Origin of the sequence: Shinella sp. S4-D37 (assembly GCF_040812195.1) — a bacterium.
Classification (GTDB): domain Bacteria; phylum Pseudomonadota; class Alphaproteobacteria; order Rhizobiales; family Rhizobiaceae; genus Shinella.
The window spans coordinates 816,036-829,471 of the sequence record NZ_JBFNXL010000005.1; the positions used below are offsets into that span (position 1 = coordinate 816,036).

At 65.7% G+C, this 13,436-nt stretch carries 13 protein-coding genes; 10 read left to right on the forward strand and 3 right to left on the reverse strand.

Features of this window, described 5'->3' with window-relative positions:
* Nucleotides 1–128: 128 nt before the first annotated feature.
* Nucleotides 129–1,160 carry a LacI family DNA-binding transcriptional regulator gene (locus AB3G45_RS11430; RefSeq protein WP_367830662.1) on the reverse strand — a complete coding sequence of 344 codons (1,032 nt, stop codon included), beginning with the start codon at nt 1,158–1,160 and terminating at the stop codon, nt 129–131.
* A gap of 163 nt (nt 1,161–1,323) precedes the next feature.
* Here AB3G45_RS11430 and AB3G45_RS11435 point away from each other — a divergent pair, with 163 nt between their 5' ends.
* The 5 genes from AB3G45_RS11435 (at nt 1,324) to AB3G45_RS11455 (ending at nt 5,102) form a co-directional block, all read left to right on the forward strand.
* Nucleotides 1,324–2,409, forward strand: coding sequence for a fatty acid desaturase family protein (locus AB3G45_RS11435; protein ID WP_367830663.1), 1,086 nt, complete (start codon nt 1,324–1,326; stop codon nt 2,407–2,409).
* A gap of 25 nt (nt 2,410–2,434) precedes the next feature.
* On the forward strand, nt 2,435–2,749 hold the full coding sequence (locus tag AB3G45_RS11440; RefSeq protein ID WP_367830664.1) for a MocE family 2Fe-2S type ferredoxin: 315 nt from the start codon (nt 2,435–2,437) through the stop codon (nt 2,747–2,749).
* A 28-nt stretch (nt 2,750–2,777) separates the two neighbouring features.
* The gene (locus AB3G45_RS11445; RefSeq protein WP_367830665.1) at nt 2,778–4,001 is read left to right on the forward strand and encodes an NAD(P)/FAD-dependent oxidoreductase; all 1,224 of its coding nucleotides are present in this window, start codon (nt 2,778–2,780) and stop codon (nt 3,999–4,001) included.
* Nucleotides 4,002–4,021: 20 nt separating this feature from the next.
* Nucleotides 4,022–4,816 carry a 3-methyl-2-oxobutanoate hydroxymethyltransferase gene (locus AB3G45_RS11450; protein ID WP_367830666.1) on the forward strand — a complete coding sequence of 265 codons (795 nt, stop codon included), beginning with the start codon at nt 4,022–4,024 and terminating at the stop codon, nt 4,814–4,816.
* Nucleotides 4,817–4,877: 61 nt separating this feature from the next.
* A complete protein-coding gene (locus tag AB3G45_RS11455) occupies nt 4,878–5,102 on the forward strand; it encodes a hypothetical protein (protein WP_367830667.1) in 225 nt (74 codons plus the stop codon).
* A gap of 10 nt (nt 5,103–5,112) precedes the next feature.
* On the opposite strand, the gene AB3G45_RS11460 is transcribed toward AB3G45_RS11455, so the two are convergent.
* Nucleotides 5,113–5,604 carry a hypothetical protein gene (locus AB3G45_RS11460; protein ID WP_367830668.1) on the reverse strand — a complete coding sequence of 164 codons (492 nt, stop codon included), beginning with the start codon at nt 5,602–5,604 and terminating at the stop codon, nt 5,113–5,115.
* A gap of 11 nt (nt 5,605–5,615) precedes the next feature.
* The gene (locus AB3G45_RS11465) at nt 5,616–6,623 is read right to left on the reverse strand and encodes a LysR family transcriptional regulator (RefSeq protein WP_367830669.1); all 1,008 of its coding nucleotides are present in this window, start codon (nt 6,621–6,623) and stop codon (nt 5,616–5,618) included.
* 255 nt (nt 6,624–6,878) lie between these two features.
* On the opposite strand from AB3G45_RS11465, the gene chvE reads away from it, so the two are divergent.
* The 5 genes from chvE to AB3G45_RS11490 all read left to right on the forward strand — a co-directional run bounded on the left by chvE (nt 6,879) and on the right by AB3G45_RS11490 (nt 13,421).
* Complete coding sequence (gene chvE / locus AB3G45_RS11470; RefSeq protein WP_367830670.1) at nt 6,879–7,952, forward strand: multiple monosaccharide ABC transporter substrate-binding protein; 1,074 nt, start codon at nt 6,879–6,881, stop codon at nt 7,950–7,952.
* Between the two features lie 118 nt (nt 7,953–8,070).
* On the forward strand, nt 8,071–9,606 hold the full coding sequence (gene mmsA, locus AB3G45_RS11475; RefSeq protein WP_367830671.1) for a multiple monosaccharide ABC transporter ATP-binding protein: 1,536 nt from the start codon (nt 8,071–8,073) through the stop codon (nt 9,604–9,606).
* Entirely contained in the window at nt 9,606–10,814 is a 1,209-nt protein-coding gene (gene mmsB / locus AB3G45_RS11480) for a multiple monosaccharide ABC transporter permease (RefSeq protein ID WP_367830672.1), read from the forward strand. Before mmsA ends, mmsB begins: the two co-directional genes overlap by 1 nt.
* A gap of 127 nt (nt 10,815–10,941) precedes the next feature.
* A complete protein-coding gene (araD1, locus tag AB3G45_RS11485) occupies nt 10,942–11,937 on the forward strand; it encodes an AraD1 family protein (RefSeq protein ID WP_367830673.1) in 996 nt (331 codons plus the stop codon).
* 50 nt (nt 11,938–11,987) lie between these two features.
* Entirely contained in the window at nt 11,988–13,421 is a 1,434-nt protein-coding gene (locus AB3G45_RS11490; protein ID WP_367830674.1) for an aldehyde dehydrogenase family protein, read from the forward strand.
* The last annotated feature ends 15 nt before the right edge of the window (nt 13,422–13,436 follow it).

A 13,436-nucleotide genomic window follows, 5' to 3' on the forward strand; every position in this document is an offset into this window, starting at 1 on the left:
AGGACGGCCTCGCATGCACGCACGAGGATCGGGAAGCGCTTGACGGGCGTCAAAGGCGAAGGCGCCGCCGGCGCCCTCATTGCTGACAGATTCATCGGCCGGATGATGGAAGGCCATCATCCGGCCCGTCAGATATTCTCCGGAAGGAAGATGTCGAAGGGCAGGAAGGTCTGCCCGGGCACGGCGGCCTCGCCCTTCTCGATGGCCGTCACCATCAGCGCGACGAGCTCGCGGCAGAGGGCGGGCAGGGGCGTGTTGATCGCCATGGTGACGACATCGTCGGCAAGGCCGGCCTTCGATTCGGGCGTCAGCTCGTTGACGACGAGCTGGATCTTTCCGGCGTAACCCTCCTCGCGGATGGCGGAGATCGCGCCTTCCATGCCGCCGCCCGCCACATAGAGGCCGACGAGATCGGGGTGCTGGGCGAGCAGGTTGGCGGTCGCCTCGTGGGTGATCTCGCTGGTGTCGAGATTGACGAGCGTATCCAGAACCTCGAAATCCCGGCCTTTCTCACGGAAGAAGGAGCGGAAGCCCATCTCGCGCAGTTCGTGGCCGTGGAAGCGGTGGCTGCCGACGAAGATCGCCACCTTGCCGGGCCGTCGTGCGCCGCGGGCGATCATCCAGGCCGCCGTGCGGCCGACCTTCATGTTGTTGAGCCCGATATAGCCCTGGCGCACGTCCATGGCGAAGTCGGAGAGCAGGCAGAACATGGGAACGCCCCGGTTCTTCAGGTCCTCCACCATGCTGGTCGTCGCCGGATAGTCGGGCGCGACGACGGCGAGCGCCTGGTTGCGGGCGGAAAGCTGCCGCAGCATCTCCGTCATCGCGGCCGGCGTCTGCGCGTTGATGAAGTCGATCTGCGGCACAATGCGCGCGGTGGTGCAGGCATTGCAGGCGATTTCGATCTCGCGGGCGAAATTCTGGTAGAAGGCCTGGCCCGGGCGCTGGAAGCTGAAGCCCAGCCGGTATTGCGGAAGGTCCTCGAAGACTCGCTGCCGGATGAGCCCGATCGCGTGGTAGCCGATCGCATTGGCGGCGTCATAGACGCGCCGCGCCGTCTCCTCGCGCACCTTGTGGCGCCCGTTCAGCACGCGGTCGACCGTCGCCACGCTGACGCCGGCGGCTTTCGCGAGATCCGTAATGGTGGGCCGCGATGCCATGTCCCCCTCCCTGAAGTCTTTCCATCAAGCTTTGATGATGGCGAATGATAGAATTTGATGCATTCTATCATGGCAGGATTGAGAGAGGCAGGCAAGGGCGGTATCGTTCGTGCATCAGACGAGGCGGGGGCCTGCAAGCGCCGCCGCAGGGAGGAGACGAGGGATGAAGCCGACGAAGCGGGACTACAGCCTTCTTGGCCGCGACGCCGAGGCTGCCGTGGCCAACGGCCTGGCCGCGGCCGAATGGTATCACACCGAAATCGCCCGCAAGGACATGAAGGCGCTGATGCAGCGCAGCGACGCGCCGGCCATCCGCGACACCGCGATCTGGCTCGGCGCCATGCTGGTGACCGGGGTTGCCGGCGTCTGGCTGTGGGGGAGCTGGTGGGCGGTGCCGTTCTTCCTCGTCTACGGGGTGCTTTACGGCTCGGCCTCCGACAGCCGCTGGCACGAATGTGGCCACGGCACGGCCTTCAAGACGATGTGGATGAACGACGCCGTCTACCAGATCGCCTGCTTCATGATCATGCGCAACCCGGTGACCTGGCGCTGGAGCCACACGCGCCACCACACGGATACGGTCATCGTCGGCCGCGATCCGGAGATCGCCGTGATGCGCCCGCCGGATCTTGCCCGTCTCGTGCTCAACTTCTTCGGCCTGCTCGATGCCTGGCACGCAGTCGTCGACATGCTGCGCAATGCGGCGGGCGTGATGAGCACGGCGGAAAAGACCTTCATTCCCGCCTCCGAGCAGCCGAAGGCGATCCGTATCGCCCGCATCTGGCTCGCCATATACGGCGCGACCATCGTCCTCTGTTTCGCGCTCGGTTCGATCCTGCCGGCCATGCTGATCGGCCTGCCGCGGCTTTATGGCGCCTGGCACCACGTCTTGACGGGACTGCTCCAGCACGGCGGCCTTGCCGACAATGTCATCGACCACCGGCTGAACAGCCGCACCGTCTACATGAACCCGGTCAGCCGCTTCATCTACTGGAACATGAACTACCATGTGGAGCACCACATGTTCCCGATGGTGCCCTACCATGCGCTGCCGCGGCTGCACGCCATGATCAAGCACGACCTGCCGGCGCCGAACCCGTCCATGTGGCACGGCTACCGGGAGATGCTCCCCGCCTTCCTGCGCCAGCTTCGCAACGAGGACTATTTCCTCAAGCGCGACCTGCCCGCCACGGCGCGGCCCTACAAGGAAGAATTCCACAGCGAGCCGGCCGTCGCGGCCGCCGAATAACCAGCCTGCCACCGGAGAAGAGACAATGAGCGATACCTGGATAGAAGTCTGCGCAGCGGACGAGATCGACGAAGAGGACGTCATCCGCTTCGACCATGCGGGCCGCACCTTTGCGATCTATCGCAGCCCGGAAGACACCTATCATGCGACGGACGGGCTCTGCACCCACGAGAAGATCCACCTCGCCGACGGGCTGGTGATGGATCACATCATCGAATGTCCCAAGCACAACGGCCGCTTCGACTACAAGACCGGCGAGGCCAAGGGCGCCCCGGTCTGCATCGACCTTCGGACCTATCCGGTCAAGGTTGAGGGCGGCACGGTTTTCATCGGGCTCTAGCTTTCACGATATTCGGGAGGATCACGCCATGGCGGATTTCGTCATCGTCGGCGCCGGCGAATGCGGTGCGCGCGCGGCCTTCGCGCTGAGGGAAAAGGGTTTCGACGGCACGATCACCCTGGTCGGCAGCGAAACGCATCTGCCCTATGAGCGTCCGCCGCTCTCCAAGGAGGCGCTGGTCGCCGGCGCCGGCCCGAAACTCGTCGCCGATGCCGGGCGCTATGCCGCCGCCGGTATCGCGGTATTGCCCGGCCGCACGGTGCTTGCGATCGACCGGGCCGGCCGGCGGGTGCTGCTCGGCGACGGCGCGGCGCTCCCCTATGACAAATTGCTGCTGGCGACCGGCGCGCGTCCGCGCGCCCTGCCGGGCACGGCCTGCGGCGGGCGCATCGCCGCCCTGCGCAGCCATGACGATGCGCAGCGCATCCGCGCCCATCTCGTGGAGGGAAGCCACATTGCCATTCTCGGCGGCGGCTTCATCGGCCTGGAACTGGCGGCGAGCGCCCGCAAGCTGGGCGCGAGCGTGACGCTCGTCGAGGGCCTGCAGCGCGTCCTCAGCCGCGGCGTGCCGGCGGAGATCGCCGCCATCGTCGCCGGCCGCCATGCGGAAGAGGGCGTCGAAGTGCTGTGCGGCGCGAAGGTCGCGAACATCGAGGAGCGGCCGGGCGAGGTGCGCCTCATGCTGGAGGACGGCCGCGTCGTCGCGGCAAGCCTGCTGGTCGTCGGCATCGGCGCGGTGCCGAACACGGAACTGGCGGAGGCGGCGGGGCTTGCCGTGGACAACGGCATCGCCGTCGACGGCCTGCTGCGCACCTCCGATCCGGATATTCTTGCGGCCGGCGACTGCGCGTCCTATCCGCTGCCGCTCTACGGCGACCGGCGCGTCCGGCTCGAATCCTGGCGCAATGCGCAGGAGCAGGGCCAGCTTGCGGCGGCCAACATGCTCGGCGGCGACGAGGCGCATTGCGCCGTGCCGTGGTTCTGGTCGGACCAGTACGACATGACGCTGCAGATCGCCGGGCTTGCCGACGGCGCGGCGGCGACGGTTCGGCGCGATCTCGGCGAGGGTGCCTTCATCCTCTTCCATCTCGATGCCGTGGGCCGGCTGATCGCGGTAAGCGGCATCGGCAGGGGCAATGCGGTCGCCCGCGACATCCGCCTTGCGGAAATGCTGATCGCCGCCCGCCGGCATCCCGATCCCGCCGCGCTTGCCGCGCCGGAAACCAAGTTGAAGACATTGCTCGCCGCCTGAAGCGCGGCCCGGAGGACAGGATGAAAACCAGAAGACCGACCGTTGCCGATCTCAGGGCGATGAAGGGCAAGCGGCAGCTCACCATGCTGCGCGTCGTCACGCTGGAGGAGGCGGAGGCCGCCGAACAGGCGGGCATCGACCTCGTCTCCGTGCCGCCGGCGCTGCTGGGCCCGGCCTTCCGCGAGGCGGCGCCCACAGTCTTCGCCTTTCCGGGGCTGGAATACGGCGATTTCGTCACGGCGGACGATTATCTGCGCGGCGCCTTCCAGGCGATGAAAGCGGGGGGCGACGCCGTCTATTGCGCGGCCGGGCTTTCCACCGTCCGGCGCCTGCGCGAGGAGGGCATCCCGGTCTGCGGCCATGTCGGGCTCATCCCCTCCAAGGCCACTTGGACCGGCGGCTTCCGTGCCGTCGGCAAGACGGCGGAAAGCGCGCTGGAGATCTTCCGGCAGGTCAAGGCGCTGGAGGAGGCGGGCGCCTTCGCGGCCGAGATCGAGGTCGTGCCCGGCGAGATCGCCGCGGCGATCAGCGCGAGGACGGGGCTCGTCATGCTCTCCATGGGCGCGGGCACGGGCTGCGATGCGCAATATCTCTTCGCCGAGGACGTGCTCGGCCAGAACCGCGGGCACATTCCGCGCCATGCCAAGGTCTACCGCAACTTCGCCGCCGAATACGACCGGCTGCAGCAGGAGCGCATCGCCGCCTTCCGCGAATATGCCGACGACGTGCGCTCGGGCGCCTATCCGGAAAAGGGCCATGGCGTCGATATCGCGCCCGCCGAGCTTGTCGCGTTCCTGGAGCGGCTCGATGCTTGAAAGCCGGTTTCCTCCCGCGGGAAAACCGCCTATGTAGGCGGGCAAGCGCCAGGAGACCTTCATGAAGTTCATCGATCCCGACCACCCGTTCTACCGCCCGCTCTGGCGGCGGCTGCTTCTGGTCGGGAGCTGTGCCGCCTGGACGGCGGTGGAGTTCTACAATGGCGAGCAGACCTGGGGCACGATCTTCCTCGTCGTCTCGGCCTATGCCTTCGCGCAGCTCATCCTCTTCTTCAAACCGTCGGACCCGGCCGCAAAGCCGCCGGAGCACGAGCCGGAGAGCTGAGCCGCGACCCTCAGCGCGACAGGCCGAGGCTCTTTTCCACATTGATCCGCCGGATCGTCTCGTCGATCAGCATGTTGGCGATCTTCATGCGCAAGGTCGCATTGGCGCGCAGGTCCTCCGGCGCGCGGTCGGGATGGTTCTCCCGCGCGAAGCCGCGCCGGCGGGCGAGCAGCGCCTCCACGCTTTCCCGACCGGTGAGGCCGAGGTCGCTTGCCACCTCCTCCGGCGCGATGCGCAGGAGATGCGGCGGGGGCGGCGGCGGTTCGGCGGGCGCCGGCTGCTCCGGCGCGGCGGGGGCCGGCTCCTCGTAGAGATCGAGATAGGCGGCGGCGGCCTGCGGGCCGGACATGAAGACCCCGCCCGTGCCGAGGCCGGCAAAGCCGGAGGGCAGGCCGCGCACCTCGGCCGGGCCGTCGTCGTCGGGGGCTTCGTCCTCGGCGGCCTGGCGCGCCTCGGCCTTCAGCCGTTCCAGCACGGATTCGAAAACGGTCATGCCGAACATGAAAGGCCTCCTCAGTCCGGCGAAAGCATCCGGCTGCGTTGCAGGATCAGATCATAGAGCAGTTTGGCGCTCGGCGGCAGCGCCCTGCCTTTGACGGAGATAAGGCTGTACGGCTTGATGTCGATCTCGAAATCGGTGTTGAGGATGCTGATCTCGCCCGCCTGCGCACCAACCTCGGCGATGAAGACGGCCATGTCGCGGGCGACGGGGGCGATCGCGTTCGAGCCGCAGACGATGGCGGTCGTCAGCAGGATGGACGAGGTGTTGACCACGGTGGAGGGCAGCGGTACGCCGGCGGCCAGGAACAGGTCCTCGATACGCCGGCGAAGCAACGTGCCGGCCGGCTGGAAGACCCAGTCGTAATGCGGCAGGTCGGTAAGCCCGGCGACGGGCTTTTCCAGCAGCGGATGGCCCTTGCGCACGATGAGGCAGGCCCTCTCGATGCCGATCTCGGTGACGTCGAAGAGCCGCGGGTTGAGATCGTCGGGCACACGGGCGATGATGAAGTCCTGCCGCGCGGCCAGGAGTTCGCGGGCGAGCACGTTGCTCGTCTCCACGCGCACGTTCACCTCGATGCCGGGATAGGCGGCGCTGACCTGCTGGATCGCCGGCACGGCGAGGCTGATCGCCGGTGCCGTCACCGAGCCGAGAAAGACCGAGCCGCCGGTGCCGGATTTCAGGGCGGAAAGCTCGCGGTCGACCTCGCGCAGTTCCAGCAGGATGGTGCGCGCCCGCCGCGCGAAGGCCCGGCCGAAGGCGGTGAGGGCCACGCCGCGCGAGACGCGCTCGCAAAGTTGCGCCTTGAGGATGGTCTCCATTTCCGTCAGCATGCGGGAGGCGGCGGGCTGCGAGATGTTCAGCGCATCGGCGGCCGCGCTCACCTGGCCGTGCTCCTCGATGGCGACGATCGTGCGCAGGTGGCTGAGCTTCAGGCCGCCGCGCAACAGGGCGCCGCCCTGCAGGTCGTCCCCCCCGCCGCCCGGGAAAAGTTGCGCCTCGATATCCTCGTCTGAACGCATGGTTACCTCGATCGATAAAAATAGTATATATCCGGCTCTGTATATCAACTTTGATATTGAATTAGAAGCTTATTGCATTTGACAGTTATGGCAATTCGGTAGAGGTTGCGCCGATGTGCGCTGGGGTCCTTGGGAGAAGGGCCGGCGGGCTTTCTGCCCTCCAGTCCAGGCCGTCGTCTGAATGCGACCCCGCCCGTGCACAGAACAATGCCTGGCCGCGATCTCGGCCAGCGCGCACCAGGGAGAGACCTTTCAATGAAAATGATCACTTCGCTTCTCGCCGCCGCTGCCATCAGCGTTGCGTCGTTCGTGGCGCCGTCCTTCGCCCAGGACAAGGGCATGGTCGGCATTTCCATGCCCACCAAGACCTCGACCCGCTGGATTTCCGACGGCGAGACGATGGAGAAGCTCTTCAAGGACGCCGGCTACACGCCGGACCTGCAGTTCGCTGACGACGATATCCCGAACCAGCTCGCCCAGATCGAGAACATGGTCACCAAGGGCGCCAAGGTTCTCGTCATCGGCGCCATCGACGGCACGACGCTCTCCGACATTCTCCAGAAGTCGGCCGATGCCGGCGTGAAGGTCATCGCCTATGACCGCCTCATCCGCGATTCGGGCAATGTCGACTACTACGCCACCTTCGACAACTTCCAGGTCGGCGTTCTCCAGGCCACCAGCCTCGTGGAGGGCCTGAAGGCGAAGTTCCCGGACACCAAGCCGTGGAACGTCGAGCTGTTCGGCGGTTCGCCGGACGACAACAATGCCTTCTTCTTCTATGACGGCGCGATGTCGGTCATCCAGCCGCTGATCGACAGCGGCGATATCGTCATCAAGTCGGGCCAGACTGGCATGGAAACCGTCGGCACGCTGCGCTGGGACGGCGCCGTCGCGCAGGCCCGCATGGAAAACCTGCTCTCCTCGACCTACACCGACGGCCGCGTCGATGGCGTCCTGTCGCCCTATGACGGCCTTTCCATCGGCATCCTGTCGGCCCTCAAGGGCATCGGCTACGGCTCGGGCGACCAGCCGATGGCGGTCGTCACCGGTCAGGATGCGGAACTGCCGTCCGTCAAGTCGATCCTCGCCGACGAGCAGTATTCCACGGTCTTCAAGGACACGCGCGAACTGGCCAAGGTCACCGTCGGCATGGTCAACGCGCTTCTGGAAGGCAAGGAGCCGGAAGTGAACGACACCAAGACCTACGACAACGGCGTCAAGGTCGTTCCGTCCTACCTCCTGAAGCCTGTCGCCGTCGACAAGTCCAACGCGGAGCAGATCCTCGTCACGGACTCGGCCTACTACACGGCCGACCAGTTGAAGAACTGATCCCTTCTTCCTCTCCGGGGTTCGCGCAGCCAGCGCGAACCCTCTTTTCTCCGGATCGCAGAGCGACTAGGCTCGGTCTCCCCGCCGATGGGGATGAGCGGCCGCTGGAAACTGATACATGACCAAGACCCTTCTCGAAATGCGCGGCATCACGAAGACGTTTCCGGGCGTGAAAGCCCTCGACAACGTCAACCTGAAGGTCCGCGAAGGCGAGATCCACGCCCTTGTCGGCGAAAACGGCGCCGGCAAATCCACCCTCATGAAAGTGTTGAGCGGCGTCTATCCGGCCGGCTCCTACGAGGGCGAAATCCATTTCGACGGCGAAGTCCGCCGCTTCTCCACGATCGCTGACAGCGAGCATCTCGGCATCATCATCATCCACCAGGAACTGGCGCTGGTGCCGCTCCTGTCGATCGCGGAAAACATCTTCCTCGGCAACGAGGTGGCCATGAACGGCGTCATCGACTGGAAGGCAACCTTCCGCCGCACGCAGGAACTGCTCGACAAGGTGGGCCTCAAGGAACCGCCGTCGACGCTGATCACCGATATCGGCGTGGGCAAGCAGCAGCTCGTCGAGATCGCCAAGGCGCTGTCCAAGAAGGTGCGCCTGCTCATCCTGGACGAGCCGACCGCCTCGCTGAACGAAAAGGACTCCGACGCGCTCCTGAAGCTGCTCGTGGAGTTCCGCGCGCAGGGCATGACCTCGATCATCATTTCGCACAAGCTGAACGAGATCAAGAAGGTCGCCGACCAGATCACCATCCTGCGCGACGGCGGCACCGTCGAGACGCTGGACTGTCATCACGAGGATATCTCCGAGGACCGCATCATCAAGGGCATGGTCGGCCGCGAGATGGAGGACCGCTATCCGCCGCGCGAGCCGAAGATCGGCGAGACGCTGCTGGAGGTGAAGAACTGGAACGTCTTCCACCAACATCACCGCGACCGGCAGTTCCTGCACGATATCGGCTTCAACGTACGCGCCGGCGAGGTCGTCGGCATTGCCGGCCTGATGGGCGCGGGCCGCACCGAGACGGCGATGAGCCTGTTCGGCAAGTCCTGGGGCCACAAGATCACCGGCGAGGTCTCCATGCGCGGCAAGCCGGTGGACGTCAGCACGATCCCGAAGGCGATCGAGGCCGGCCTTGCCTATGTGACCGAGGACCGCAAGCAGCTCGGCCTCGTGCTGATCGACAACATCATGCACAACACGACGCTCGCCAATCTCGGCGGCGTGTCGAAGGCGACGATCATCGACAATCACCAGGAAGCCAAGGTCGCCTCCGGCTATCGCCAGAAGCTGCGCATCCGCTCGCACTCGATCTATCAGGAAGCGGTCAACCTTTCGGGCGGCAACCAGCAGAAGGTGGTGCTGTCCAAGTGGCTCTTCACGGATCCGCAGGTGCTGATCCTCGACGAGCCGACGCGCGGCATCGATGTCGGCGCCAAGTTCGAAATCTATTCCATCATCAACCAGCTTGCCGCCGAGGGCAAGGGCATCCTGATGATCTCGTCGGAGATGCCGGAACTGCTCGGGACCTGCGATCGCATCTATGTCATGAACGAAGGACGCATCGTGGCCGAGCTTTCCAAGGCGGAAGCAAGCCAGGAATCCATCATGCGCGCCATCATGCGCTCCGGGGAGAAACACTAATGGCCACCGATACCGCGACCAAGACGACCCAGCCTTCGGTGGGAGACTACCTGCGCAAGAACATCCGCGAATACGGCCTGCTCGTCGCGCTGGTCGTCATCATGATCTTCTTCCAGGTCATCACCAACGGCGTGCTCTTCCGTCCGGTCAACATCACCAACCTGGTGCTGCAGAACTCGTTCATCGTCATCATGGCGCTGGGCATGCTGCTGATCATCGTGGCGGGGCACATCGACCTCTCGGTCGGCTCCATCGTCGCCTTCATCGGCGCGATATCGGCGATCATGCTGGTGAAATGGGGGCTGCCGGCCATCGTCGTCGTGCCGCTGTCCATTCTCATCGGCGCGCTGATGGGGGCTGCGCAGGGCTATTGGGTGGCCTACCAGAAGATCCCGTCCTTCATCGTCACGCTCGCCGGCATGCTCGTCTTCCGCGGCATGACCTATGTCGTGCTCGGCGGCCGCCCGGTCGGCCCGTTCCCGAAGGAATTCCAGATCCTCTCCACGGGCTTCGTGCCGGATTTCCTGCCGCTCACCGATCCGGCGACCAGCCTCATCAAGAACTATGTCGCGCTCGTCGCCGTTCTCCTGCTCGTCGGCTACGCCGTCTATGCGGGCCTGCGCGAGCGGCGCATGAACACGCTGCACGAGACGGAGAACGAGCCCTTCGCCTTCTTCGCCGTGCAGATGGCCGTCACCGCGGCCGTGGCGATCTTCCTCGGCTTCCAGCTTTCCACCTATCGCGGGCTGCCGAACGTCCTCGTCATCATGGGCCTGCTCATCGCCCTCTACACCTTCGTGACGACGCGCACGACGATCGGCCGGCGTATCTATGCCATGGGCGGCAACGAGAAGGCGGCGAAGCTCTCGGGCATCAACACCGAGCGGCTGACCTTCTACACCTTCGTCAATATGGGGGCGCTCGCCGCGCTCGCCGGCATGATCATCGCCGCCCGCCTCAATTCGGCAACGCCGAAGGCCGGCGTCGGCTTCGAGCTCGACGTCATCGCGGCCTGCTTCATCGGCGGCGCCTCGGCCTCGGGCGGCGTCGGCAAGATCACCGGCGCGGTCATCGGCGCCTTCATCATGGGCGTCATGAACAACGGCATGTCGATCATGGGCATCGGCATCGACTACCAGCAGCTCATCAAGGGCCTGGTGCTGCTCGCCGCCGTGTTCTTCGACGTCTACAACAAGAACAAGGGCTGACCGGGGAACCGGTCAGCCCGAGGATTGCAAGCGTGTTTGACCGGCTGCGGACGCGGCCAGTGCGGTGACGTCCGTCCGCCGCAGGTGCGAAGCTTTGGCCGGAGTGGGCTTCAGGAAGGAAACGAAGATGCTGATATCTCAGGTAGCGAATGCCGACGGCTCGATCACGGTGGTCGTGCGCGAGGAGGGCGGCGAGGGCCGCGCGGTAGAGGGCGCGCAAAGCGTCTATGCGCTCGCCATGGAAGCGGCGAACGGCGGGCAGTCGCTGGAGGCCGCCATCCAGGCCAGGGGCCTCGGCGCGGCGGTCGATCTCGCGGCGGCCTATGCCGCCGGCCGGCTGCTCTCGCCGATCACCCATCCGGATGCCGCCCATCTCCACCTGACCGGCACGGGCCTCACCCATCTCGGCTCCGCCGCGACGCGCGATTCCATGCACAAGAAGACGTCGGAAGCGGCCGAGGAGACCCTGACGGATTCCATGAAGATGTTCCGCATGGGCCTTGAGAACGGCAAGCCGAAGCCGGGCGAGAAGGGCGTGCAGCCGGAATGGTTCTACAAGGGCAACGGCAGCCAGGCCGTCGCGCCGGGCGGCCCGCTCACCTCGCCCTCCTTCGCGCTCGACGGCGGCGAGGAGCCGGAAATGGCCGGCATCTACGTGATTGCCGCCGACGGTTCGCCCTTCCGCATCGGCTTCGCCGTGTCTAACGAATTCTCCGACCATGTGACGGAGCGCATCAACTATCTCTATCTCGCCCATTCGAAGCTGCGCCAGGCGAGCTTCGGCCCGGAGATCCGCGTGGGCAGCCCGCCGGACGATATCCGCGGCTTCTCGCGCATCGTGCGCGGCGGCACGGTCCTGTGGGAAAAACCCTTCGTCTCCGGCGAGGCGAACATGTCCCATACCTTCGCCAACCTCGAATACCATCATTTCAAATACGGCCTGTTCCGCGCGCCGGGCGATATCCATGTCCACATGTTCGGCACGGCGACGCTGTCCTTTGGCGACGGCATCCGCACCGAGGCGGGCGACGTGTTCGAGATCGGCGCGGAAGGTTTCGGCCTGCCGCTGCGCAATTCCCTGGCGATTGCCAAGGAAGAAGAGATCGAAATCCGTCAATTGTAATCGACGCGTCGGCCCCCGGGCCGCGCCGTGAGTGACAGGAGGCCCCGGCCATGACGATCCACCAGAACCTGATTGCCGGCGAATGGGTCGGCTCGGATGCCGTCAGGAACATCAACCCGTCGAACACGGGCGACGTGGTCGGCGAATATGCCCGTGCCTCGGTCGAGGACACCAGGGCGGCGATCGCAGCGGCCAAGGCGGCCCTTCCGGCCTGGTCGCGCTCGGGCATCCTGGAGCGCCACGCGATCCTGCGCAAGGCCGCCGACGAGATCCTCGCCCGCAAGGACGAGCTCGGCCGGCTGCTCTCGCGCGAGGAGGGCAAGACGCTCGCCGAAGGTATCGGCGAGACGGTGCGCGCCGGCCAGATCTTCGATTTCTTCGCGGGCGAGACCTTGCGCCTTGCCGGCGAGGTGCTGCCCTCGGTGCGCCCGAACATCGGCGTCGAGATCACCCGCGAGCCGGTCGGCGTCGTCGGCATCATCACGCCGTGGAATTTCCCGATCGCCATTCCCGCCTGGAAGATCGCGCCGGCGCTCGCCTACGGCAACACGGTCGTCTTCAAGCCGGCCGAGCTGGTGCCCGGCTGTTCCTGGGCCATCGTCGATATCCTCGTGCGTGCCGGCCTGCCGAAGGGCGTCCTGAACCTCGTCATGGGCAAGGGCTCCGTCGTCGGCCAGGCCATGCTCGACAGCCCCGACGTCAACGCCATCACCTTCACCGGATCGACCGGCACGGGCAAGCGCGTGGCGCTCGCCTCCGTCGAGCATAACCGCAAGTACCAGCTCGAAATGGGCGGCAAGAACCCCTTCGTCGTGCTCGACGATGCGGATCTCGATGTCGCCGTGGAAGCCGCCGTCAACTCGGCCTTCTTCTCCACCGGCCAGCGCTGCACCGCCTCCTCGCGCATCATCGTCACGGAAGGCATCCATGACCGGTTCGTCGCGGCCGTCGGCGAGCGGCTGAAAGGTGTTGTCGTCGACGACGCGCTGAAGGCAGGCACGCATATCGGCCCGGTCGTCGACGAGAGCCAGTTGAAGCAGGACACGGACTATATCGAGATCGGCCAAAAGGAAGGCGCGAAGCTCGCCTTCGGTGGGGAGCTTCTGAAGCGAGAGACGCCCGGCTTCTATCTTTCGCCCGCGCTCTTCACCGAGGCGACCAACGAGATGCGCATCTCGCGCGAGGAGATCTTCGGCCCCGTCGCCGCGGTCATCTGCGTCAAGGACTACGAGGAGGCGCTGGCTGTCGCCAACGACACGCCCTTCGGCCTCTCCTCCGGCATCGCGACGACCAGCCTCAAGCATGCGACGCATTTCAAGCGCAATGCGGAGGCCGGCATGGTCATGGTCAACCTGCCGACGGCCGGCGTCGATTTCCATGTGCCCTTCGGCGGGCGCAAGGGCTCGTCCCACGGCCCGCGCGAGCAGGGCAGATACGCCAACGAATTCTATACGACCGTCAAGACCGCCTACACGCTGGCGTGAGACAAAGCCGTCCGG

Coding starts and splice junctions, on each gene's coding strand:
- AB3G45_RS11490 (WP_367830674.1), top strand. CDS start 11,988: ATGACGATCCACCAGAACCTGATTGCCGGCGAATGGGTCGGCTCGGAT.
- mmsA (WP_367830671.1), top strand. CDS start 8,071: ATGACCAAGACCCTTCTCGAAATGCGCGGCATCACGAAGACGTTTCCG.
- AB3G45_RS11460 (WP_367830668.1), bottom strand. CDS start 5,604: ATGTTCGGCATGACCGTTTTCGAATCCGTGCTGGAACGGCTGAAGGCC.
- araD1 (WP_367830673.1), top strand. CDS start 10,942: ATGCTGATATCTCAGGTAGCGAATGCCGACGGCTCGATCACGGTGGTC.
- AB3G45_RS11430 (WP_367830662.1), bottom strand. CDS start 1,160: ATGGCATCGCGGCCCACCATTACGGATCTCGCGAAAGCCGCCGGCGTC.
- AB3G45_RS11465 (WP_367830669.1), bottom strand. CDS start 6,623: ATGCGTTCAGACGAGGATATCGAGGCGCAACTTTTCCCGGGCGGCGGG.
- AB3G45_RS11440 (WP_367830664.1), top strand. CDS start 2,435: ATGAGCGATACCTGGATAGAAGTCTGCGCAGCGGACGAGATCGACGAA.
- AB3G45_RS11450 (WP_367830666.1), top strand. CDS start 4,022: ATGAAAACCAGAAGACCGACCGTTGCCGATCTCAGGGCGATGAAGGGC.
- chvE (WP_367830670.1), top strand. CDS start 6,879: ATGAAAATGATCACTTCGCTTCTCGCCGCCGCTGCCATCAGCGTTGCG.
- AB3G45_RS11455 (WP_367830667.1), top strand. CDS start 4,878: ATGAAGTTCATCGATCCCGACCACCCGTTCTACCGCCCGCTCTGGCGG.
- AB3G45_RS11435 (WP_367830663.1), top strand. CDS start 1,324: ATGAAGCCGACGAAGCGGGACTACAGCCTTCTTGGCCGCGACGCCGAG.
- AB3G45_RS11445 (WP_367830665.1), top strand. CDS start 2,778: ATGGCGGATTTCGTCATCGTCGGCGCCGGCGAATGCGGTGCGCGCGCG.
- mmsB (WP_367830672.1), top strand. CDS start 9,606: ATGGCCACCGATACCGCGACCAAGACGACCCAGCCTTCGGTGGGAGAC.